This window comes from Mesorhizobium sp. ESP-6-4 (assembly GCF_020164735.1).
Classification (GTDB): Bacteria; Pseudomonadota; Alphaproteobacteria; order Rhizobiales; family Rhizobiaceae; genus Mesorhizobium.
The window spans coordinates 61,633-83,504 of the sequence record NZ_JAIUGS010000018.1; the positions used below are offsets into that span (position 1 = coordinate 61,633).

20 protein-coding genes and 1 tRNA gene are annotated in these 21,872 nt (G+C 63.4%); 13 read left to right on the forward strand and 8 right to left on the reverse strand.

The window, feature by feature from the left end:
• The first annotated feature begins 98 nt into the window (after positions 1 to 98).
• A complete protein-coding gene (locus tag LB523_RS24115; RefSeq protein WP_224607628.1) occupies positions 99 to 608 on the forward strand; it encodes an anthrone oxygenase family protein in 510 nt (169 codons plus the stop codon).
• A gap of 86 nt (positions 609 to 694) precedes the next feature.
• Here the strand turns inward: LB523_RS24115 and LB523_RS24120 are convergent.
• From LB523_RS24120 to LB523_RS24140, 5 genes are all read right to left on the reverse strand, one after another.
• Positions 695 to 769 (reverse strand) — tRNA-Gln (locus LB523_RS24120).
• 232 nt (positions 770 to 1,001) lie between these two features.
• Complete coding sequence (locus tag LB523_RS24125; protein WP_224607630.1) at positions 1,002 to 1,958, reverse strand: NAD-dependent epimerase/dehydratase family protein; 957 nt, start codon at positions 1,956 to 1,958, stop codon at positions 1,002 to 1,004.
• Positions 1,959 to 2,053: 95 nt separating this feature from the next.
• The gene (gene gmd, locus LB523_RS24130; protein ID WP_224607633.1) at positions 2,054 to 3,037 is read right to left on the reverse strand and encodes a GDP-mannose 4,6-dehydratase; all 984 of its coding nucleotides are present in this window, start codon (positions 3,035 to 3,037) and stop codon (positions 2,054 to 2,056) included.
• Between the two features lie 99 nt (positions 3,038 to 3,136).
• Positions 3,137 to 4,561 (reverse strand): phosphomannomutase, encoded by a 1,425-nt coding sequence (locus tag LB523_RS24135; protein WP_224607636.1) that lies wholly within the window; start codon positions 4,559 to 4,561, stop codon positions 3,137 to 3,139.
• 202 nt (positions 4,562 to 4,763) lie between these two features.
• Positions 4,764 to 5,108: a VOC family protein gene (locus LB523_RS24140; RefSeq protein WP_224607639.1), complete on the reverse strand. Its 345-nt coding sequence runs from the start codon at positions 5,106 to 5,108 to the stop codon at positions 4,764 to 4,766.
• Between the two features lie 214 nt (positions 5,109 to 5,322).
• On the opposite strand from LB523_RS24140, the gene ppdK reads away from it, so the two are divergent.
• The 4 genes from ppdK (at position 5,323) to LB523_RS24160 (ending at position 11,513) form a co-directional block, all read left to right on the forward strand.
• Positions 5,323 to 8,007: a pyruvate, phosphate dikinase gene (ppdK, locus tag LB523_RS24145; RefSeq protein WP_224607642.1), complete on the forward strand. Its 2,685-nt coding sequence runs from the start codon at positions 5,323 to 5,325 to the stop codon at positions 8,005 to 8,007.
• 119 nt (positions 8,008 to 8,126) lie between these two features.
• Positions 8,127 to 9,230, forward strand: coding sequence for a glycosyltransferase family 9 protein (locus LB523_RS24150; protein ID WP_224607645.1), 1,104 nt, complete (start codon positions 8,127 to 8,129; stop codon positions 9,228 to 9,230).
• Between the two features lie 309 nt (positions 9,231 to 9,539).
• Complete coding sequence (locus LB523_RS24155; RefSeq protein WP_224607648.1) at positions 9,540 to 10,640, forward strand: glycosyltransferase family 9 protein; 1,101 nt, start codon at positions 9,540 to 9,542, stop codon at positions 10,638 to 10,640.
• Positions 10,641 to 10,775: 135 nt separating this feature from the next.
• Positions 10,776 to 11,513 (forward strand): polysaccharide deacetylase family protein, encoded by a 738-nt coding sequence (locus LB523_RS24160; RefSeq protein WP_224607651.1) that lies wholly within the window; start codon positions 10,776 to 10,778, stop codon positions 11,511 to 11,513.
• Between the two features lie 83 nt (positions 11,514 to 11,596).
• Here the strand turns inward: LB523_RS24160 and LB523_RS24165 are convergent, their stop codons facing one another.
• Positions 11,597 to 11,986, reverse strand: coding sequence for a DUF427 domain-containing protein (locus LB523_RS24165; protein ID WP_224605016.1), 390 nt, complete (start codon positions 11,984 to 11,986; stop codon positions 11,597 to 11,599).
• A gap of 204 nt (positions 11,987 to 12,190) precedes the next feature.
• On the reverse strand, positions 12,191 to 12,547 hold the full coding sequence (locus tag LB523_RS24170; RefSeq protein ID WP_095766801.1) for a hypothetical protein: 357 nt from the start codon (positions 12,545 to 12,547) through the stop codon (positions 12,191 to 12,193).
• A 190-nt stretch (positions 12,548 to 12,737) separates the two neighbouring features.
• On the opposite strand from LB523_RS24170, the gene LB523_RS24175 reads away from it, so the two are divergent.
• Together LB523_RS24175 and LB523_RS24180 are read left to right on the forward strand one after the other, a co-directional pair.
• Entirely contained in the window at positions 12,738 to 14,366 is a 1,629-nt protein-coding gene (locus tag LB523_RS24175; protein ID WP_224607655.1) for a fatty-acid--CoA ligase, read from the forward strand.
• Between the two features lie 82 nt (positions 14,367 to 14,448).
• Entirely contained in the window at positions 14,449 to 15,234 is a 786-nt protein-coding gene (locus tag LB523_RS24180; protein WP_224607658.1) for a DUF1499 domain-containing protein, read from the forward strand.
• On the opposite strand, the gene LB523_RS24185 is transcribed toward LB523_RS24180, so the two are convergent.
• Positions 15,235 to 16,143, reverse strand: a complete 909-nt coding sequence (locus LB523_RS24185) for an MBL fold metallo-hydrolase (protein WP_224607661.1) — start codon at positions 16,141 to 16,143, stop codon at positions 15,235 to 15,237.
• Between the two features lie 222 nt (positions 16,144 to 16,365).
• Here LB523_RS24185 and LB523_RS24190 point away from each other — a divergent pair, with 222 nt between their 5' ends.
• The 6 genes from LB523_RS24190 to LB523_RS24215 all read left to right on the forward strand — a co-directional run bounded on the left by LB523_RS24190 (position 16,366) and on the right by LB523_RS24215 (position 21,867).
• On the forward strand, positions 16,366 to 16,956 hold the full coding sequence (locus tag LB523_RS24190) for a biotin transporter BioY (RefSeq protein ID WP_224607663.1): 591 nt from the start codon (positions 16,366 to 16,368) through the stop codon (positions 16,954 to 16,956).
• A 221-nt stretch (positions 16,957 to 17,177) separates the two neighbouring features.
• Positions 17,178 to 18,068 (forward strand): glucose-1-phosphate thymidylyltransferase RfbA, encoded by an 891-nt coding sequence (rfbA, locus tag LB523_RS24195; protein ID WP_224607667.1) that lies wholly within the window; start codon positions 17,178 to 17,180, stop codon positions 18,066 to 18,068.
• Complete coding sequence (gene rfbC / locus LB523_RS24200) at positions 18,061 to 18,615, forward strand: dTDP-4-dehydrorhamnose 3,5-epimerase (protein ID WP_224607670.1); 555 nt, start codon at positions 18,061 to 18,063, stop codon at positions 18,613 to 18,615. The genes rfbA and rfbC overlap by 8 nt, the downstream gene beginning before the upstream one ends.
• 14 nt (positions 18,616 to 18,629) lie before the next feature.
• On the forward strand, positions 18,630 to 19,808 hold the full coding sequence (gene rfbB, locus LB523_RS24205) for a dTDP-glucose 4,6-dehydratase (RefSeq protein WP_224607719.1): 1,179 nt from the start codon (positions 18,630 to 18,632) through the stop codon (positions 19,806 to 19,808).
• Complete coding sequence (gene rfbD / locus LB523_RS24210) at positions 19,805 to 20,722, forward strand: dTDP-4-dehydrorhamnose reductase (protein ID WP_224607673.1); 918 nt, start codon at positions 19,805 to 19,807, stop codon at positions 20,720 to 20,722. The genes rfbB and rfbD overlap by 4 nt, the downstream gene beginning before the upstream one ends.
• A gap of 17 nt (positions 20,723 to 20,739) precedes the next feature.
• Entirely contained in the window at positions 20,740 to 21,867 is a 1,128-nt protein-coding gene (locus tag LB523_RS24215; RefSeq protein ID WP_224607676.1) for a DegT/DnrJ/EryC1/StrS family aminotransferase, read from the forward strand.
• The last annotated feature ends 5 nt before the right edge of the window (positions 21,868 to 21,872 follow it).

A 21,872-nucleotide genomic window follows, 5' to 3' on the forward strand; every position in this document is an offset into this window, starting at 1 on the left:
GAGCGTACGCCGATGGGAACCCGGTAGGCAGGATCACGTTCGGTCTTGACGAGGTTGCTCCCGCACAAGCGCTCGAGCTGGAGTGAGAGGCCGATCCGATGTATGTCTTTCTGGAGGTCCTGACCGTCGTCCTTGTGGCCGGTGCGATGGCTATGGCGCTCGCCCACGCGCTGGAGCTCCCGGGCAAGTTGCGACTCGGCAGGCAAGAGTATTTCGTTGTCCAACGCATCTACTACCCGGGTTTCACAATTGGAGGCGGCATCGCGGAGATCGGTGGGATCCTCGCGACTTTTGCGCTGATGCTGACGTCGAGCGGTGCGCTCCATGTCTGGCTGATCGCCGGCGCCTTGATCGCGCTCCTCGCCATGCAGTTTGTCTTCTGGTTCATGACCCAGCCGGTCAACAAGCACTGGCTGCAGGACGTGGAACTGAACGCGCCGGCCAAGCGCTTCTTCGCGACTGAGGGCAGCGACGGAGCTCCGCTCCCACCGGCGCAGGAGTGGACGGCGCTGCGCAACCGCTGGGAACTATCGCACGTTATCCGCGCGGCACTGGCGATGCTGAGCCTGATCTTGCTCACCACCGCAATCGCCATTAAAGGCGCCTGATGTCCGACCGGCTTCCCGGTCGAACCGCGCGATGCTTCAAACCCGTTGGCCGATCGTCCGTTCGAGCTTGGCGTTGATGTGGAGGTTGGCTGGGGCGCCAGGATTCGAACCTGGGAATGTCGGTACCAAAAACCGATGCCTTACCACTTGGCGACGCCCCAGCAGGCGGGCATGCCGCGCTGCGCGCGGCCTTATAGGACGAGGCGGCGCAAAGCTCAATGCCGGGAGATCAACTAAAATCGGCAGTGAGGCGGGGCCGCCATTTCCGGCCAGTTTGTCGCCGATCGCCCGGCGGTGGATCGTAAGCCGCACGCGTCGCGCGCCAGCTTCGGGCTGTGCAGGCCGCGAGCGGCTCAGCTCCGCGTTCAGGGAAGCAGGCGATGCATCCTTTGCCTAGGCCTGGGCCACGCGCGCGCGGCAATCCTCCAGGACGGCCGCAAGCGTATCCTCGAAGGGATGCTCGGGCGCCCAGCCGAGCAGGGTCCGGGCGCGGGTGGCATCGCCGACGATGCATGGCAGATCGCTTGGCCGCAGCCGCAGCGGATCCTGCTCCGTGACGATCTTGACGCTGCTGCGGGCCAGCAGCCGATCGAGGATGTCTCCCATCCGCCAGGAGAGGCCGGACGCGAGATTGAAAATGGCGCTCGGCGCAAGATCGCGGCTCTTCAGAACCGCGCGCGCATAAGCGTTGGCGATGTCGCGCGCATCCAGGAAATCGCGCCTCGCATCGAGGTTGCCAACGCGGATCACCGGCGGAGCCAGGCCTGCTTCGATCCGGGCGATCTGCATGGCGAAAGCCGGCACGGCAAATGCCTCGGTCTGGCCCGGGCCCGTATGGTTGAAGGGGCGCATTCGGACACACTTCAACCCCTGGCGCGAAAGCGCGCCGAGCGCGAGGTCGGCCGCGGCCTTGGTCACGGCGTAGTCGTCGATCGGAGCAAGCAGCGTGCCTTCGTCGAGCGGGCGTCCGGTCTTGGCGCTTTCGCCATAGACCAGGCCCGATCCGACATGAACCAGCCAGCAGTCCGGTGCCTTGTCGAGGATGGCATGGGCCACGTTGAGCGCGCCGTCCACATGAATGCGCCATGTGTTGCGGGGATCGGCCTGGGCGGCACCCAAGGCCGCGACCGCCGCCATGTGAATGACATGGGTGGGCTGGTGACGGGCAATGGCATCATGGACGGCGGCCGGATCGGTCACGTCCAGTTCTTCGACCTGGCCGAAGGCGGGATGCGGACCACCATCCTTGGAGGTCGCGGCAACGGCAATTTCGCGGCCGCAAATCCTGCGCAGCGCGTCGCCCACATAGGGCCCGACGAAACCGTTGGCGCCGGTTATCAAAACGCGCATGCCGGCCTCACGGACCACGACGAATTGTCCGCATGCGGATGCGTGGCGGAAGACTGTGCGTCAAGTCATCGACCCGTGGATGCAAGAGCTTCCTTTCAATTCCTGAGAGCCGAGTGGCGCGCCAGATCGGCGTCCACCATTTCGCGGATCATATCCTCCAGGGAGATCGTCGCTTCCCATCCGAGCTTCGCCTTTGCCTTGGCCGGATTGCCGCGAAGGATTTCGACTTCCGCCGGCCTGAACAGGTCGGGATCGATGACAAGATGGTCATCCATCTCCAGCCCGACATGCTCGAACGCGATCCTGCACATATCGCGCACCGTCGTCGTCCTGCCGGTGGCGACCACATAGTCGTCGGGCTGATCCTGCTGCAGCATCAGCCACATGGCGCGGACATAGTCCCTGGAGTGGCCCCAGTCGCGCTTGGCGTCGATGTTGCCCAGGCGCAGTTCCTTGGCCATGCCCTTCTTGATGCGCGCGACGGCGTCCGTGACTTTGCGTGTCACGAATTCGATGCCGCGAAGCGGCGATTCGTGATTGAACAGGATGCCGCTCGAAGCGTGCAGGCCGAAGCTCTCGCGATAATTGACGGTGATCCAGTGACCGTAGACCTTCGCCACCGCATAGGGAGAGCGGGGATGGAAAGGCGTGGTCTCCGACTGCACCGGCTCCTGGATAAGGCCGTACATCTCCGACGACGACGCCTGGTAGAAACGCGCCTCGGGGATCTCGAGACGCAGCGCCTCGAGAACATTGGTGACGCCGATACCGGTGACGTTGCCTGTCAGGATCGGCTGCTGCCACGAGGATCTGACGAAAGACTGTGCGGCCAGGTTGTAGACCTCGTCCGGCCTTACGTCGCGCATGGTTCGACTAAGACCCGACAAGTCCGTCAGGTTGCCGTCCACGATCCGCACATCGTTTTCGATCCCCAGCCATTTCAGGCGCATGGTGTTGACGTCGGCTGTGCTCGACCGCCGCGCCAGCCCGTGGACTCGGTAACCCTTCGAAAGCAGGAGCTGGGCCAGATAGGCGCCATCCTGCCCCGTAATGCCGGTTATCAACGCCGTTCTTGTCATCGATGCTCTCAGGGCTCGAGCGAGACGTGGGGCACGAGTCCCCGTTATTGTAGAGCGGGCCGCGCCCGAAGCCTGCGGCGATCGCTGGCTCCGTTTTCGTTATACGGCTTCTGATTCATCTGCCAGTGTGGTGTCGCGCGCTCGTTCCAGCGCCATTGCCACAATCTTGCTCGCCCTGTCATGGCTGGCGGCCTCGGCATAGCACCGAAATTCGGGAGCGTTGCCGGAAGGCCGCAGATGGATGATCTCGCCACTGGTCATCCGTGCCCTGAGACCGTCGGTCTCATCGACGTCCAAGACGGTGCCGAGGGGGGCAAGGAAGTGCTGCAAGGCATCGCGGCCGGCGAGCTTTCGCATCAAGCCGCGCGATTTCTCGACAGGGAAGTTCTCGAGCCGTTCGCTGGCGCAGACCGGAAGGCTCCAGGTTTCGCGCAGGCCGGACAGCGATTTTCCGGTCGATGCCATCGTGCCCAGCACCGCCAGGATCGGCAAAAATGAATCCCGTGTCGGCAACGCCGACAAGATCTTGCCGTTCACCACGCAGTCCGACCCCAGAAGAACCCCGCCATTGGCTTCGAAGCCGACGATAATGCCGCCTGCCTGCCGCGCGGCGTCCATTTCCTCTATGACGAAAGGGGATCCGACCTTCGTTCTCCTGACGCCGAATCCGAAAGCCTCGGAGATGCCTGAATTGGAGGTGATCGGCGTCACTACAATGTCGGCCTTGAGGAACAGCGCCGTGGCCAGCCCGATCAGGTCGCCGCGGAACAGCTCGCCACTGTCGTCGATGACAAGCGGACGATCGGCATCGGCGTCGGCCGAGAGCACTGCGTCGAATTCGAATTCGCGCACCCAGCCTTTCACCCTCGCCATCGTTTCCTGGCCGACGGCCTCCGTATCGATGGGCACGAAGGTTTCCGTTTTCCCGACGGGGATCACCTCGGCGCCGTAGGACCGCAGGACCTCGACCAGCAGCTCCGCCGCAACCGTGCTATGCTGGTAGACGCCGAGACGCATTCCGGAAAGGGCGCCAGGGGGCAGAATGCCGTCGACACGATCTCGAAAGGCCGCGAGCGTGTGTTCATGGCCGGCTTGCCGATCCGCATGGGCCGGAGGCCAGGGATATCGATCCGACAGTTCCGCGACGTGACGGGTGATGGCGGCCTCGTCCGCCTTGTCGATCTCGCCCTTCGGCCCATAGAATTTGATGCCGTTGCGGTCGGCGGGAATATGCGACCCGGTCACCATAAGCGCCGCAGCGCCGTGCAGGCGGGCGTAAAAGGCGAGCGCGGGCGTGGGGATGGAACCGCAATCGACCGGCTGGAAGCCGGCCGCGGCCAATGCCGCCATGCAGTCTTCGGCAATCGTTGGACTGCTGTCGCGCAAATCGCGCCCGACGAAGACCTTGCCTTGCTGAAATCCGGTCGACCGCAAGCGCCGGGCGAAACCCTCGGTATAAAGTCCGCTTGGCCTTCCAACCAATTCGGAAGCCAAACCCCGAACCCCGCTTGAGCCGAATTTCATCAGTCTGCTTTGCTGTTGGAAGATTGCCGCCGCTCGATGGAATGAGCCCGGCTGCCCCCCGGCTGTCAACAGCAAAAACAACTCGAAATCCGTATCTTTCCTGGAGCAATTCCAGGAAAAGTGTGAGCGGCTTTCCGTCCGGAATTGCGTAAAATCAGAGAGTTAGAGCGGTTTTACCGTTTCAGTAAAACGGTGAACCGCTCTAATGTCCCCAAACGGCCAGTTCGTTGCCGGCCGGATCGGTGAAATGGAATCGCCTGCCGCCGGGAAAGGCGAAAATCGGCTTGACGATGGTGCCGCCGGCACTCTCGACCGCGTCCAGCGTTTCCTCGAGATTTTCGGAGTAGATGACCGGAAGCGGCTTGGCCGGCGCCTCGCCGGCATCCGCCTGGAAGCCGCCGTCGAGCCCTTCGGCAAAGGCGGAATAGGTCGGGCCGTAGTCGGTGAACGACCATGAAAAGGCGGCGCTGTAGAAAGATTTGACGCTGTCCAGCGTGCCGCCCTTCGCGGGCAGTTCAAGATAGTCGAGTTTTCCATTGAGTTTCATCACGCTACTCCACTGCGTTCCCGTTATGTTCTATATCGGTCTTTTCCCTCCAGCAAGTCTTTTTGACGCAGCTCTTGCTTAATCGATTGTAGCCGCAGTGGTTGCTTGCCGGTGCCTTGCCTTTCGCAGTGCAGCATCCTATCGCTCGGAGCGGGGAAGGCGGGAAACGGCCATCATCCGGATGTTTCTATCTCCCACGAACTGGAGGGCAAGCATGACCAAGTGGGTTTACACCTTCGGCGACGGTGCCGCCGAGGGCCGTGCCGGCGACCGCAACCTTCTCGGCGGCAAGGGTGCCAATCTGGCCGAGATGTGCAGCCTCGGGCTGCCGGTGCCGCCCGGGTTCACCATCACCACGGAGGTCTGCAACGCCTATTACGCCAACGGCCGCACCTATCCCGGCGGGCTCGAGACGGATGTCGTCTCCGCTCTCGACCATATCGGCCGGATTACCGGCCGCCGCTTCGGCGACCCGTCGAAGCTGCTTCTGGTCTCCGTGCGCTCCGGTGCTCGCGCCTCGATGCCCGGCATGATGGATACGGTGCTCAATCTCGGCCTCAACGACGAGACGGTCGAGGCTTTGGCCGCCGATTCCGGCGATGCGCGTTTCGCCTATGACAGCTACCGCCGCTTCATCCAGATGTATTCCGACGTGGTCATGGGCCTGGACCACGAAGTGTTCGAGGAGATCCTCGAGGACCAGAAGGCGAGCCTCGGCCATGAGCTCGACACCGGCCTGACGGCCCAGGAATGGCAAGGCGTGATTTCGCTCTACAAGGCCAAGGTCGAGGAAGAGCTCGGCAAGCCGTTCCCGCAAGATCCGCAGGAGCAGCTCTGGGGGGCGATCGGCGCCGTGTTCTCGAGCTGGATGAACAACCGCGCCATCACCTACCGGCGCCTGCACGACATCCCGGAAAGCTGGGGCACGGCGGTCAACGTCCAGGCCATGGTGTTCGGCAATATGGGCGACACGTCCGCGACCGGCGTCGCCTTCACGCGCAATCCCTCGACCGGCGAGAGGCAGCTCTACGGCGAATTCCTGGTCAATGCCCAGGGCGAGGATGTGGTGGCCGGCATCCGCACGCCACAGAACATCACCGAGGCGGCGCGCATCGCCGCCGGCTCCGACAAGCCGTCGCTGCAGAAGCTTATGCCTGATGCCTTCCAGGCTTTCGTCGACATCTCCGACAGGCTGGAAAAGCACTACCGCGACATGCAGGATCTCGAATTCACCATCGAGCGCGGCAAATTGTGGATGTTGCAGACCCGCTCCGGCAAGCGCACCGCCAAGGCTGCGCTGAAGATTGCCGTCGAGATGGCGAAGGATGGGCTGATCACCAGGGAGGAGGCGGTCGCCCGCATCGATCCGGCCTCGCTCGATCAACTGCTCCATCCGACCATCGACCCGAATGCCGCGCGCGATGTCATAGGCACGGGCCTGCCGGCGTCGCCCGGCGCCGCCACCGGCGAGATCGTTTTTTCCTCCAGCGATGCCGAGGACGCCAGGGCGCAAGGCCGCAAGGTAATCCTGGTGCGCATCGAAACCAGCCCGGAGGACATCCACGGCATGCATGCCGCCGAAGGCATCCTCACCACGCGCGGCGGCATGACCAGCCACGCCGCGGTGGTGGCACGCGGCATGGGCAAGCCCTGCGTGTCCGGCGCCGGCTCGCTGCGTGTCGACTACAAGGCCGGCACGCTGCTCTCGACGGGCCAGACTTTCCGCAAAGGCGACATCATCACCATCGATGGCGGCAACGGCCAGGTGCTCAAAGGGGCGGTCGCCATGCTGCAGCCGGAGCTGTCGGGCGATTTCGCCGCCATCATGGAATGGGCCGACGCCGCGCGCCGCATGAAGGTACGCACCAACGCCGAAACGCCGCTCGACGCCCGCATGGCGCGCTCTTTCGGCGCCGAGGGCATCGGGCTTTGCCGTACCGAGCACATGTTCTTCGATGGCGACCGTATCGTCGCCATGCGCGAGATGATCTTGGCCGACACTGAGAAGGACAGGCGTGCGGCCCTGGACAAGCTCTTGCCCATGCAGCGCTCGGACTTTCTCGAGCTGTTCGAGATCATGGCCGGCCTGCCGGTGACGATCCGCCTGCTCGACCCGCCGCTGCACGAATTCCTGCCGAAGACCGAGGCCGAGCTCGCCGAGGTCGCCTCCGCCATGAACGTGTCGGCCGACAAGCTCAGGCAGCGCACGGAAGCGCTGCACGAATTCAACCCGATGCTGGGCCATCGCGGCTGCCGGCTCGCCGTCTCCTATCCCGAGATCGCCGAGATGCAGGCGCGCGCCATCTTCGAGGCGGCGGTCGAGGCCGGCCACAAGGCCGGCGCGCTGGTCGTGCCGGAGATCATGGTACCGCTGGTCGGCCTGGTGAAGGAGCTGCAATACGTCAAGGCGCGCATCGATGCGGTCGCGCAAAGCGTCATGCAGGAGACTGGCACAAAGATCGACTATCTGACCGGCACGATGATCGAACTGCCGCGTGCGGCGATCCGGGCGCATGTCATTGCCGAAGCGGCCGAATTCTTCTCATTCGGAACCAACGATCTGACGCAGACCACGTTCGGCATCTCGCGCGACGATGCGGCGTCGTTCCTGGAAACCTACCGGCAGAAGGGCATCATCGAACAGGATCCGTTCGTGTCGCTCGACATTGACGGCGTCGGCGAGCTGGTGCGGATCGCGGCCGAAAAGGGCAAGGCGACGCGGCCGGGCATCAAGCTCGGCATCTGCGGCGAGCATGGCGGCGACCCGGCCTCGATCCGCTTCTGTGAGGAAGTCGGCCTCGACTATGTGTCGTGCTCGCCCTACCGCGTGCCGATCGCCAGGCTGGCCGCCGCGCAGGCGGCCGTGGCGGCAGCGAAGGGCGCGACAAAACGCGCCTGACATCCCGACACCTTACGGTTTTGTATGCAATGTCACGCGAACGTGCGCGTGACAGCCCTGAATCTCGACACCGTTCCAAGCGACTTTCCGGCACCGAATTTGTTGGTGTCGGAAAACCCATGTTGCAGATTTACCAATCCGTTTACCGATCGATCCTGATCCTGCAGACCAAGTTCATCGGCGACATCGTGCTTGCCTCGGCGTTGGCGAAGAACCTGCAGCTTCAATATCCGGGCGTCAGGATCGTGTTTCTTTGCGAAGCCCATTTCGCCGGCTTCCTGACTGCCCATGGCATAGCTTCCGAGGTCGTCCCCTTCAGCCGTGCCAAGATGCGTGGCTCGCCGCTCGAACGAGGGCGCGAGCTCTTCCGGATGGTGCGCACGTTGCGGCAGCACCGCTTCGATATGACCGTCGACATCACAGATTCCAAGACCTCGCGGATCATTTCTGGACTGGTCAACGCTCCGGTCAGGGTCGGCTATTTTCCGACGGAGCGGCCTTTGCGCTGGCACGAGCGTCAACCCGCCACCGTCAGGATGAAGCCGTTCGGATTCGGCAAGAAGCACTATCTCTACCGTTATTTGTCTCCGCTGGAGGCGCTGGGCATCGATCTGCGCGTCAGGGCGCCGGCCATCCGGCCGCTGCCCTTCGAGACGACGCGCGTCCTCGCCTTGCTCGCCAGGCACCAGATCCAGCCAAACGCTTTTGTTGCGGTCCATGCCGGAGCAAGCTTCGCGGGGCGGCGGTGGCAGCCGGAGCGCTTTGCCGAGACAATCGACAGAATCGTCCGCGAAACCGGCCTGCGCGTGGTCCTCGTCGGCGGTCCGGACGAGGTTGAGGCGACCGACAGGATCATGGCCGCGGCGAAGACGCCCGTCGTCAACCTGGCGGGCACGCTGCGGCTGGAAACGCTGCTGGCGCTGCTCAGGGAGGCGCGGCTGTTTCTCGGCAACGAAAGCGGACCGATGCATATGGCAGCCGCGGCTGGAACGCCGGTCGTCGGCCTGTTCGGCCTGACCAACCCGGTCCTTTGGGCGCCGGTCGGCGTGCCCAGCATTTCGTTGCGGCCATCGATGCCTTGCGACTGCATCGGGGGCGACCTGTGCCGCCGGACCGACCCGAGCAAGGCATGCTGCGTCTGGCGCCTGGAAGTCGATCCGGTGGTGGACGCGGCGCTGGAACTCCTGGCGCGCACCGAGATGGTCCTGGAAGCCGCGGTCTGACATTTGCTGGAATTGCGGACCGCCCGCCGGCCGCGTCCCCCGCTTTGCGCAAGCCAGGAAAAGTGTGAAACGGTCAGGTCCTGGGACTTTGCCTTAGCCTTCCGTCCGGAATTGCGTCAAAGACGACGAAATAGCGCATTTTTCGCGGATTCCGAGAAACAGTGAAACGCTCTATCGGCGCGCGAGAGTCCGATGGTCCGCGACCGTGTCGTCTTGTATAAGATCACGTGAAAATGCGCGTGATGGTTCCACATGTCGACATCTCAACCCAGCTTCGCGAACTCCGGTCTGTCCGGAGCCCAGACACCGATGTCGCGGGCTTCCTTTGCAGTCCGCTCGATCCTGATCTTGCAGACGAAGCACATTGGCGATCTCGTTCTTGCCTCCGCGCTGGCGAAGAACCTGCAGCTCGAATATCCCGACGCCCGCATCGTCTTCCTCTCCGACGCCCGGTTCGGCGGTCTCCTCACCGCCAACGGCATCGCCTCGGAGGTTGTGACCTTCCGCCGTTCCCATATGCGCGGCACGCCGCTGCTACGCCTGCAGGAACTCGTTCTCACGCTCTTTAAGTTGCGCCGCTACCATTTCGACATGGCCATCGACATCACCGACACCAAGACGTCGCGGTTCATCTTGGGCCTGGTCGGCGCGCGGGTTCGCGTGGGATATCACCCGTCCGAAAGGCCCCTGGGTTGGTTTGCGCGCCAACCTGCCAATGTGAAGGCCAAGCCGTTCGGGTATGGCGAGCAGCACTTTCTCTATCGTTATCTTTCGCCGCTGGAGGCACTTGGCGTGGACCTGCGCGCGCGGGCTCCCGCCGTCCGGCCGCTGCCGTTCGAGACGACGAAAGCCTTGGCGCTGCTGGACAAGCTGCACCTTCGGCCGAACGCCTTTGTCGCGGTGCATGCCGGAGCAAGCTTCCCTGGGCGCCGCTGGCAGCCCGAGCGCTTTGCCGCCGCAATCGATCGGATAGCGGCCGAAACCGGTCTCGACGTCGCCCTGGTCGGCGGCCCGGACGAGAACGAGGTGGCCGAGAAGATTCTGGCGACTGCGAAGACGCCGATCGTCAACCTGGTCGGAGCGCTCCCGCTCGAAACGTTGCCGGCGCTGTTCAAGCAGGCGCGGCTGTTTCTCGGCAACGACAGCGGCCCCATGCACATGGCTGCCGCAGTCGGCACTCCCGTCGTCGGCCTGTTCGGCCTGCAGAGCCCGATCCACTGGGGGCCAGTCGGCGCGCCGAGCATCGCGGTATGCCCGTCCATGCCTTGTGACTGCGTCGGTGGCGACCTGTGCGAAAGGCCCGACCCCAACAAGGCATGCTGCGTCTGGCGCCTGGAGGTCGACGCGGTCGTCGAGGCAGCGCTCCAGTTGCTGGCCCGAACCGAGATGCCTCTGGAAGCAGCGGTATAGGCGAAAGCAAATTTTCGCGATTGCTGTTTTTGCGCTGTTTGCCGTCCCGATTTTCGCCTAGATGCCGGTCTTCTAGAGACAAGTTTTTGGCGCGGCGCGAAGGATGATGCCGAGCGTGCCGGTGTGGAATGAATGATGGGTCTGCTTCGAAACTCCCTTTGCGCGATGGCGCTGTTCGCGGCGTCGGCGGGGAATGCCGCGACGCTGCTCGAGCCGACGCTGCATCTGAAGCCGCAGGGCGTTGAAGGCGGCGGTCGCGTCGCCTTGACGCTCGATGCGTGCGGCGGAAAGACCGACACAAGGATACTTTCGGCGCTTGTCGACAACAGGATACCGGCGACGATCTTCGTTACCGGCATCTGGCTGAAGCGCAATGCCGAGGCCGTCGAGATCATGCGGGCGCATCCCGACCTGTTCGAGCTGGAAAATCACGGCGGCCGCCACGTTCCGGCGGTCGATACGCCGCGGAAAATCTTCGGCATCCGCAGCGCCGGCAGCCCGGACGCCGTGCAGGCCGAGGTTGAATCCGGCGCCGCCGCCCTGGCCGGCGCGGGCGGCCCTGCGGCAAAATGGTTTCGCGGCGCCACCGCCGAATACAGTCCCTCGGCGATCGCCATGATCCGCAGGCTGGGCTTCAAGATCGCAGGCTTCTCGGTCAATGGCGACGGCGGTTCGCTGCTCGGCGCGAAGGAAACGGCGCGCCGCATCGGCGCCGCCAAGGACGGCGACGTCATCATCGCCCACATCAACCAGCCGACCCATGCCGCCGGCGAGGGCGTGGTTCAGGGCTTGCTGGCCTTGAAGCAGAAGGGCATGACCTTCGTACGCCTCGACGATGCCGAGGGCGTCGGCAATGACGGCACCACCGATTGAGAGCGCGGCGCGAGGGTGGCGACCGCTGAATTTTGGCGGCCACCTCCTTCCGAGATCGACCTAAGCGCCCCTCCCTTTACGGCTCAGTCCGGCGTGGCTTCGACCGTCACCTTGTTCGTGTAGAACGCGCCGTGATTGCGGATCTCGACCATTTCGTCGAACGGATGCTCATAAGCCCACATCGCATTCTCGCCGGCTTCGCCGGCCGGCTGGACGCTCCAGTAGCTGGCATCGCCCTTGTATGGGCAATGTGTCGAATGGTCGGTCGGGGCGAGCTTGCCGAAATCGATATCGTCGAACGGGATGTAGAAGACGGCCGGGTAAGGTGGCTCCGAGAGAACCTTTGCCGCAGTCGATGTGGCGATGATCCTGTCGCCGGCGCGGACCGTGACGGTGCCGCGATAAGGTTCGACCGTGATCACCTTGTCCGGGTTGCGCTGGAAGCCGGGGGCTGGATTGGCAAGCTTGTCCATGAATGGTCTCCTGGAGCAATTCCAGGAAAAGTGCGAAGCGGTTTTCCGTCCGGAATTGCGTCAAAACAAAGAGAGAACGTTTCGTCGTTTCCGCGAAACGTGAAACGTTCTCAGGGGAGACTTACATGTGTCGCGCAGGCGCGTCGCGCAAGCGCGCGTCCCGCTTGGCGTCATCACCATTCATTGAACGTCTGCTTCCGGTCGTCAGGCGGCCGTCTTGAAGGCATCCATGAGGCCGGCATAGGCGGCGGCAATGCCCGCGACCGGATTGGTGCTTCTCGCCGCCGTCTCGACCTTCAGCGCGCCGCCGGTGGTCGGCAGCGTGAGCAGCAGGAACTGGCGATTGTCGGCGTTGCCGATGCAGGCCGCGGCGACATGCTCGCCCTCGGCGCCGTTTTCAACGCGCATCTTGAACAGCAGCGTTCCGCCGACGGCCTCCAGCGCACCGCCGACGACTTCGGCAAATTCATCTTCGGAAACGGTTTTGATGTCCGGCGTCAGATCGTCCAGACTTTCGGCAAGCGTGCTTTCGAGGGCTTTTTCGTCGAGCTGCGCGTCCATGCGAATCTCTCCATTCGCCAATCTCACCCAGCCCGTTAACGAAGCTTAACGGCGACGATGGCCGGATTATGGCGGTTTTCCCGGTCCTTCGATCCATCCACTGGCTTCGACTTATGGCGGCTGGACAAACCGCCGGTTCGTTTCACAATGCGTGAAACAAAACGACGCGAATGCGCAAAGGGAGGAATTGATGCTTGGATTGATGCAGGAATGGCCGCTGCTTTGCCATAAGCTGCTCGACCATGCGGAACGCCAGCACGGCAGCCGGGAGGTCGTGTCGCGTTCGATCGAGGGCCCGATCGTGCGCACCAGCTATGCCGAAATCCATCACCGTTCGCTCAAGGTGGCGCAACGGCTGGAGCGTGACGGCTTCAGGCTGGGCGACCGCATCGCGACCCTTGCCTGGAACACCGCCCGCCATATCGAGGCCTGGTACGGCATCATGGGCATCGGCGCGATCTATCACACGCTCAACCCGAGGCTTTTTCCCGAGCAGATCGCCTGGATCATGAACAATGCCGAGGACAAGGCGATCTTCGTCGACCTGACCTTCGTGCCGATCCTGGAAAAGATCGCCGGCGCGGTCCGATCGCTGCGACGGGTTATCGTGCTGACCGACCTGGCGCATATGCCGCAAACGTCGTTGCCGAACGCCGTCGCCTACGAGGAATGGCTGGCCGAAGCCGACGGCGCCTTCACCTGGAAGACGTTCGACGAGAATACCGCCGCCGGCATGTGCTACACCTCGGGCACGACGGGCGACCCGAAGGGCGTTCTCTACAGCCACCGCTCCAATGTCCTTCACGCCATGATGGCCGCCATGCCCGACGCCATGGGTATGTCCACCCGAGACGTGATCCTGCCGGTCGTGCCGATGTTTCACGCCAACGCCTGGGGGCTCGGCCAGAGCGGGCCGATGATCGGCGCCAAGCTGGTGATGCCGGGCTGCAAGATGGACGGCGCCTCGATCTATGAGCTGCTCGACACCGAGAAGGTGACGTTCAGCGCGGCCGTGCCGACCGTCTGGATGATGCTGCTGCAATATCTTGAGGAAACCGGCAAGAAGCTGCCTCACCTGAATAAGGTCGTCATCGGCGGGGCGTCCTGTCCGCGCGCCATAACCGCCAAGTTCCAGGACAATTACGGCGTGCAGGTGGTGCATGCCTGGGGCATGACCGAGATGTCGCCGCTGGGCACCCTCTGCACCCTGAAGCCGCAATATGAGGCGCTGACCGGCGAGGCGCGGCTCGATGTCCAAGGCAAGCAGGGTTTTCCCCCCTTCGGCGTCGAGATGAAAGTGACGGACGACGACAACGACGCGCTGCCCTGGGACGGCAAGACCTTCGGACATCTCAAGGTGCGCGGCCCCGCGGTGGCACGAGCATATTATGGCGGCGCCGGCGCCGAGCAGTTCGACGCCGACGGCTGGTTCGACACCGGCGACGTCGCCCATATCGACGCCAGCGGCTATATGCAGATCACCGATCGCGCCAAGGACGTCATCAAGTCCGGCGGCGAGTGGATATCGACCATTGATCTCGAGAACCTTGCCGTCGGCCATCCGGACGTGGCGGAGGCGGCGGCCATCGGCATCCCGCATTCCAAATGGGGCGAGCGGCCTTTGCTCGTCATCGTGCGCAAGCCCGGCAAGGAGCCGACCAAGACCGACATCCTCGCCTTCATGAGCGGCAAGGTGGCGAAGTGGTGGATGCCCGACGACGTCGCCTTCGTCGGCGAAATTCCGCACACCGCCACCGGCAAGATCCAGAAGACCAGTTTGCGTGCCCAGTTCAAGGATTACCGCCTGCCGACGGATTGACGAAAAATGTTCGATCTTTCGGCTTCAAGCCCGCGCCAAAAACCTCTAAGTCTCGGTTCGGACTGGGGTAATGCGGGAGACAATGGCTACAATTCCTGAACGGCAGACGTCAAGGGCGGCCGGCTGGTCGCGGCGGATCGGGGCATTCTCTCTCGTCCTTTTGCTCACCGCCGTTGCCGCTTACAGGCTGGGTCTCGTCGAGACGCCGCCTTTCCTGTGGGTGCTGGCGCTCGTGGCGCTGCTGGCTGCGCTTGCCCTGTTGCTGGCCGGTCTCGGCCTGGCCAGGGTCTGGAGCTTCGGCGATCGCGGCGGCCGCGATCTCTCCATCGGCGCGCTGCTGGCGCTGCTGGTGCTGGCACCCTACGGCATCGCCGTCTACTGGGCGACGATCTATCCGCCGCTGCGCGACATCTCGACCGATCTCGACGATCCGCCCGCGTTGGACACCAGCGACCGCACCGCCGACATGAACGAGCTGTCGCCGCCGACCCCGGGCGAGCAGGCCCTGCAGGCCGAGGCCTATCCGCTGGTCAGCGGGCGCAGCTACAACCTGCCTTTCGAAACCGTCGTCGACGCTGTCGAAACCGTGCTCGACCGCCGCGACTGGCAGTTGACGGCGCCTTATCCCGACATCAACGGGCAGAGTGAGGCGACGATCAACGCGCTGGCCAGGGGCTTTGTGCTCGGATTGCCGGCCGACGTCGCCATCCGCATCACGGACGACGGCGAGCAGGTCATCGTCGACATGCGCTCGGCCTCGCGCTACGGCCGCTACGACCTCGGCGACAACGCCGCCCGCATCACCGATTTCCTTGGCGAGCTGGACCAGCAAGTCGCCGGGCAGGTCGGCGCGGCGCCGGCTGAGTGATCACGCGGCGGGGCTGAAAACGCCGTCGATCGCCGGATCGCCTTCTGTGGCCACGAGGCCGCGTGCAACCAGATCCTCGAGATGGGCAAGCACCGAAAGACCGGCGGCGCCGTATAGCCGCGGGTCGGTGTCGCGATAGATCGCCGCGACCATTTCCGCGATCGTCCGGTCTCCGGCGCGGATGCGCTCCAGGATCGCCCTTTCGCGCATCTTGCGATGCGTCTTCAGGCCGCGCATGAAGCTTTGGGGCGTGGCCACAGGTCCGCCGTGGCCAGGTAACAGCAAGCGATCGTCGCGTGCCAAAAGCTTGTCGAGGGAGCTCATATAGTCGGCCATGGCGCCGTCCGGCGGCGCGACGATCGAGGTCGACCAGGCCATGACATGGTCGGCTGAAAACAGCGTTCCGGTTCCCTCGAGGGCAAACACGGCGTGGTTGGCGGTGTGGCCGGGCGTCAGCACGGTTCGGATGGCCCAGCCGTTGCCCTCAGTCAGCGCATTGTCGGCCAGCACGACATCGGGAACGAAGGCGAGATCGGCGCTGGCGTCGAGCGGATTGACCTCGCCGATGCGCAAGGGGCGCGCCGGCCGATGCGGGCCTTCGGCAAGCGTTGCCGCGCCGGTGCGCTCCTTCAGTCGCGCCGCCAAAGGCGAATGGTCGCGATGGGTGTGGCTGACGAAGATGTGGCTGACCGGTCGGCCGCCGATCGCCTTGAGCAGTGTTTCGAGATGGGCGTCGTCTTCCGGCCCCGGATCGATCACCGCCAGCGTGTCGCTGCCGACGAGATAGCTGTTGGTGCCGTGGAAGGTGAAAGGACCCGGATTTCTTGCGGTGATGCGCAGCACATCCGGCGCAACCGGAACCGCCCGGCCGTAGGCGGGATCGAAGCTGGTGTCGAATTCAAGGGCCATGCCTGCGGGCTCCGTTGCGATGCGGCAAAATGATTGCCGTCCGATACGGAAGCCAATATAGGAAAATCAATGGATGTCGCCCAAAACTGCGCAGCGGTTTTTGGGAGAACGACATGCATAAAGACAATTTTTAAAGCGCGTCGCCTGAATGCGTTTCTGCGCGATGCGCTTTAAGAGCCAGCTAATCAGCCACCCGGCAAATCAGCCAGAATGGGGAAGACCATGGCAACTGCAACCACGATGCGCCCGCTTGTTTCTCTCACCCTGCCGGATCGGGGTGTTGCCCGGCTGGCGACCCAGCTCTTCCTGGCGCTCGCCGGAATCCTGCTGCTGACGCTTTCGGCCAAGACCAAAGTGGTGCTCGGCCCGGTCGACATCTCGCTGCAGACGCTGGCCGTGCTGCTGATCGCCTCTGCCTTCGGCCTGCGCCTTGCCGTCGCGACGCTCCTTCTCTACCTCGCCGAGGGCGCTTTTGGTCTGCCGGTCTTCCAGGGCACGCCGGAAAAGGGCATCGGCATTGTCTATATGCTGGGCTCGACGGGCGGCTATCTCGCCGGCTTCGTGGTCATGGCGGCGATCGCCGGATGGGCCGCCGACCGCGGCTGGGACCGCGATCCCTTCAAGCTGTTCGGCGCCATGCTGACGGCCGAGGTCGTCATGATGGCCATGGGCTTTGCCTGGCTGGCCACGCTGATCGGGCCGGAAAAGTCCTGGCAGTTCGGCGTCCTGCCCTTCATCGTCGGCGACCTGATCAAGGTGGCTTTGGCCGCCAGCCTGGTGCCGGCCGTGTGGACATTGCTCAAGCGCGGCTGAGAACAATCGACGAGAAAAGGGCCGGCGGGCGACAAGCGCCCGCCGGCCCTTTTTCATGGCGCAGTCGGATTTCGCTCGAAACCGCCTTATACCAGATGATAGAAAGCGATGAAGTAACGTCGGGAAGCAGTCAAAGCCGACATTGACAAGCCAGCGCCCGAAAACTAAGCACGGGCAACTTGGCGTCGAGGCGGGGGCCGCGGTAGTTCAAGGAGAGCTTGTTGAAAGGAATTATCCTTGCGGGTGGCAGCGGAACACGTCTTTATCCGCTAACATTAGCGGTTTCTAAGCAAATACTGCCGATCTACGACAAGCCGATGATCTATTACCCGCTGAGCGTGCTGATGCTCGCGGGAATTCGCCAGATTCTGGTCATTTCAACTCCGCGCGACTTGCCGGTCTTCCAGGCGCTGCTGGGCGACGGTTCCGAATTCGGGCTGGAATTGTCCTATGCCGTGCAGGCGCAGCCCAACGGCCTCGCCGAGGCCTTCATCATCGGCCGCGACTTCATCGGCAAGGACAGCGTGTCGATGATTCTCGGCGACAACATCTATTTCGGCGGTGGCCTGTCGCAGCTCTGCCGCGAGGCGGCGACGCGCGACGGCGGCGCATCGGTCTTCGCCTATTATGTCGACGATCCCGAGCGCTATGGCGTGGTCTCCTTCGACAAGGCCACCGGCAAGGCTCTGACGATCGAGGAGAAGCCGCAAAAGCCGAAGTCAAACTGGGCCGTCACCGGTCTTTATTTCTACGACAACAAGGTAGTCGATATCGCCTCGACGATCCGCCCTTCGGCGCGCGGCGAGCTCGAGATCACCGCGGTCAACAATGTCTATCTCGAGCGTGGCGAGTTGCATGTCCACCGCCTCGGCCGCGGCTATGCCTGGCTGGACACCGGCACGCATGACAGCCTGCTCGAGGCATCGTCTTTCGTGCGCACGATCGAGCATCGCCAGGGCATCAAGATCGCGTGTCCGGAGGAGATTGCGCTGGAACAGCACTGGATCAGCGCCGACAAGGTGCTGGATCGCGCCGCGCGGCTCGGCAAGAACGAATATGCCGCCTATCTGCGCCGGCGGGTCACCGATCTGATGGAGGAACGCGGTGCTTGAGGTCAGGCGGCTCGGCCTCGACGGCGTGCTGGAGATCGTGCCGAAGCGGCATGGCGATGCGCGCGGCTTTTTCAGCGAGACCTGGAATGCCGAGCACTTTGCCGAAGCCGGCATCGATCTCGTTTTCGTGCAGGACAATCATTCCTATTCCGCCGCGGCCGGCGTGCTGCGCGGCCTGCATTACCAACTGCCGCCGCGCGCGCAAGCCAAGCTGCTGCGCGTCATCCGCGGCAGCGTGCTCGACGTCGCGGTCGACATCCGCCGTTCTTCGCCCACTTTCGGCAAATGGGAAGCGCTGGAGATATCGGCCGACAAGGGCAACCAGGTCCTGGTGCCGAAAGGCTTCGCGCATGGTTTCGTCACGCTCGTGCCGCATACCGAGGTGCTCTATAAGGTGACCGACACCTACTCGCCCGGGCACGACCGCTCGATCCGCTTCGACGACCCGGCGATCGGCATCGCATGGCCGGAGATCGCGGGCGGCTTCCAGCTTTCGGACAAGGACCGCAACGCGCCGCTGCTCGGCGCGGCGGAGGTGTTCGCGTGAGGAGGGACGGCGGCATGAATTTCCTGGTCACCGGCGGCGCCGGCTTCATCGGCTCGGCCGTGTGCCGGCATCTATGCGCCAATCCGGCCTACCGCGTCACCAATCTCGACAAGCTCACCTATGCCGGCAACCTCGCTTCGCTGCGGCCGATCGAGAACGCGCATAATTACCGCTTCGAGCAGGCCGATATCTGCGACGAGCGCGCGGTGCTGGAGATCCTGCGCCGCGACGATATCGACATCGTCATGAACCTCGCCGCCGAGAGCCATGTCGACCGCTCGATCGACGGTCCGGGCGCCTTCATCGAGACCAACATCGTCGGCACCTACCGCATCCTGAACGCGGCGCTGGAATATTGGCGCGGCCTGTCCGAGGAGCGCAAGGCGGGCTTCCGCTTCCACCACGTCTCGACCGACGAGGTGTTCGGCGACCTGCCTTTCGACGGCGGCATGTTCGTGGAGGAAACGCCCTATGCGCCGTCCTCGCCCTATTCGGCCTCCAAGGCAGCCTCCGACCATCTGGTGCGGGCCTGGCACGAGACCTACGGCCTGCCGGTGGTGCTTTCCAACTGCTCGAACAATTACGGCCCCTACCATTTCCCGGAAAAGCTGATCCCTCTGGTCATCCTCAACGCGCTCGACGAGAAGCCGCTGCCCGTCTACGGCGCCGGTGCCAATGTGCGCGACTGGCTGTTCGTCGAGGACCACGCGCGCGCCCTGGAGCTGGTGGCGACCAGGGGGCGGCCGGGCGAGAGCTACAATGTCGGCGGCAATTCCGAGCGCACCAATCTCGGCGTCGTCGAGGCGATCTGCGACCTGCTCGACCTCAGGCGGCCGCGCGCCGGCGGCAAGCGCCATCGCGAGCTGATCACCTTCGTCACCGACCGCCCCGGCCATGACCGGCGCTATGCGATCGACGCCTCCAAGATCGCGCGCGAGCTAGGCTGGACGCCCAAGGAGAATTTCGACAGCGGCCTGGCGAGGACCGTCGACTGGTATCTCGACAACAAATGGTGGTGGGAGCCGATCCGCGAGCAGCGCTACGACGGCGCGCGGCTGGGCCGGGCTACGGCGCGCCCAGTCGAGAACGCCCCAGCCGAGAACGCCTTGATCGGCAACGCCCCGATCGGCGCTGCAAAGACCGAAGGCGGCCCGGTCGGGAACGCGGCTGAGAGCAGGAAGGTAACGACGTGAGGCTTGCCGTCACCGGACGCGAAGGCCAGGTTGCCGCAAGCCTGGTCGAGGCGGCGCGGGGCCGCGACGATGTCGAGGTCGTCGCCGTCGGCCGGCCGGCGCTCGACCTTGCGCGACCCGACACGGTGCTCGCGGCCCTTGAAGCGGCAAGGCCCGACATCGTCGTGTCCGCCGCCGCCTACACCGCCGTCGACCAGGCCGAGGACGAGAAGGACCTGGCCTTCGCCGTGAACGCAACCGGCGCCGGCAAGGTGGCGCAAGCCGCCGCAAGGCTCGGCGTCCCCGTCATCCATCTGTCGACCGACTATGTCTTCGACGGCGCCAAGCACGGCGCCTATGTCGAGACCGACCCGACCGCGCCGCTCGGCGTCTACGGCGCCTCCAAGCTCGCCGGCGAAGAGGCGGTCGCCGCGGCCAACCCGCGCCACCTCATCCTGCGCACGGCCTGGGCCTACAGCCCCTTCGGCAGGAATTTCGTCAAGACGATGCTGCGGCTGGCCACGGAGCGGGACAAGATCGCGGTCGTCGCCGACCAGTGGGGCAATCCGACGTCGGCATTCGACATCGCCGAGGCGATTCTGCTGGCGGCGGCAAGCCTGCGTGACGACGGGAACCTTTCCAGATTCGGCGTCTATCATCTGGTAGGAACCGGTGATGCCAACTGGAGCGGCTTTGCCCGTCACATCCTGGACAGCAGCCGGGAGTTTGGTGGTCCTTATGCGCAGATACGCGATATTGCTATGGCAGATTATCCAGCCAAGGCTAGGCGTCCTGTTAATTCACGGCTCTCAACAGAGAAATTCGCCTCGGCGTTCGGATGGACCGCGCCACAGTGGCGCCGGTCCACTGTAGAAATCGTGTCTCGTCTTGTGCTCAGAGAGGCGAGGCTGGCAAACACACAACTGAACCAGTAGGCAACGCTGGAGGAACTATGACTGTTCAGCTATTTGTACCAAGTTTCCGCATTGAAGAGTGTCTATCGGAGATCCGTGAGTGTCTCGAAAAAGGCTGGACAGGACTAGGCTTCAAGACAACGGAATTTGAAACGGCGTGGAAGGATTACACCGGCATTCCACACGCTCATTTTCTCAATTCTAATACGGTTGGACTTCATCTCGCTTTCCAGATTTTTAAATCGAAATATGGATGGACCAACGAAGACGAAGTCATAACAACGCCATTGACATTCGTTTCGACAAACCACGCCATTCTCTACGCTGGCCTCAAGCCGGTGTTCGCCGACGTTGACGAATATCTTTGCCTGGACCCTGAAAGCGTCGCTAAGCTCATCACCGATCGAACAAAAGCCGTCATTTTCGTCGGGATGGGCGGGAACGTGGGCAGGTATCAGAAAATCCTGGAAATATGCCGTGCGAACGGCATCAAAGTTGTGCTCGATGCGGCTCACATGGCGGGCACCCGCGTTGACGGCAAGCACGTTGGCGGTGAGGCGGACGTCTCGGTATTCAGCTTCCAAGCTGTCAAAAATCTCCCCACAGCCGACTCCGGCATGATTTGCTTCAAGGAGGCCGAAGACGACGAACGGGTCCGCAAGCTCACTTGGCTGGGCATCAACAAGGACACTTATGCCCGCACTGCCGCCCAGGGGGCTTACAAATGGATGTATGACGTCGAGGAGGTCGGCTACAAGTTCCACGGCAACTCGATCATGGCAGCCATGGCCATCGTCCAGTTAAAATATCTCGATATCGACAATTCCTTCCGGCGGCAGCTGGCCGCCTGGTATCGGCAGCATTTTGATGGACACAACAGGGTAACCGTTGTGCCCACCGCCAAGGAGTGTGAATCTGCGCAGCATCTCTTGCAAATACGCGTGAAGAATCGTGACATGCTGATGCTGGCGTTGAACGAGCACGGCGTTTATCCCGGCGTCCATTATCGCGACAACACCGATTACCAGATGTACGCTTTCGCGGCGGGCACATGCCCGAATGCGGCAATCGCAAGCCAAGAAATCATCTCCTTGCCTCTACACCTTCGGATGCGCAAGGCGGACGTGGATCTGGTTTCGGACTTGGTTCTCAAATACGCACAATGAAGCAG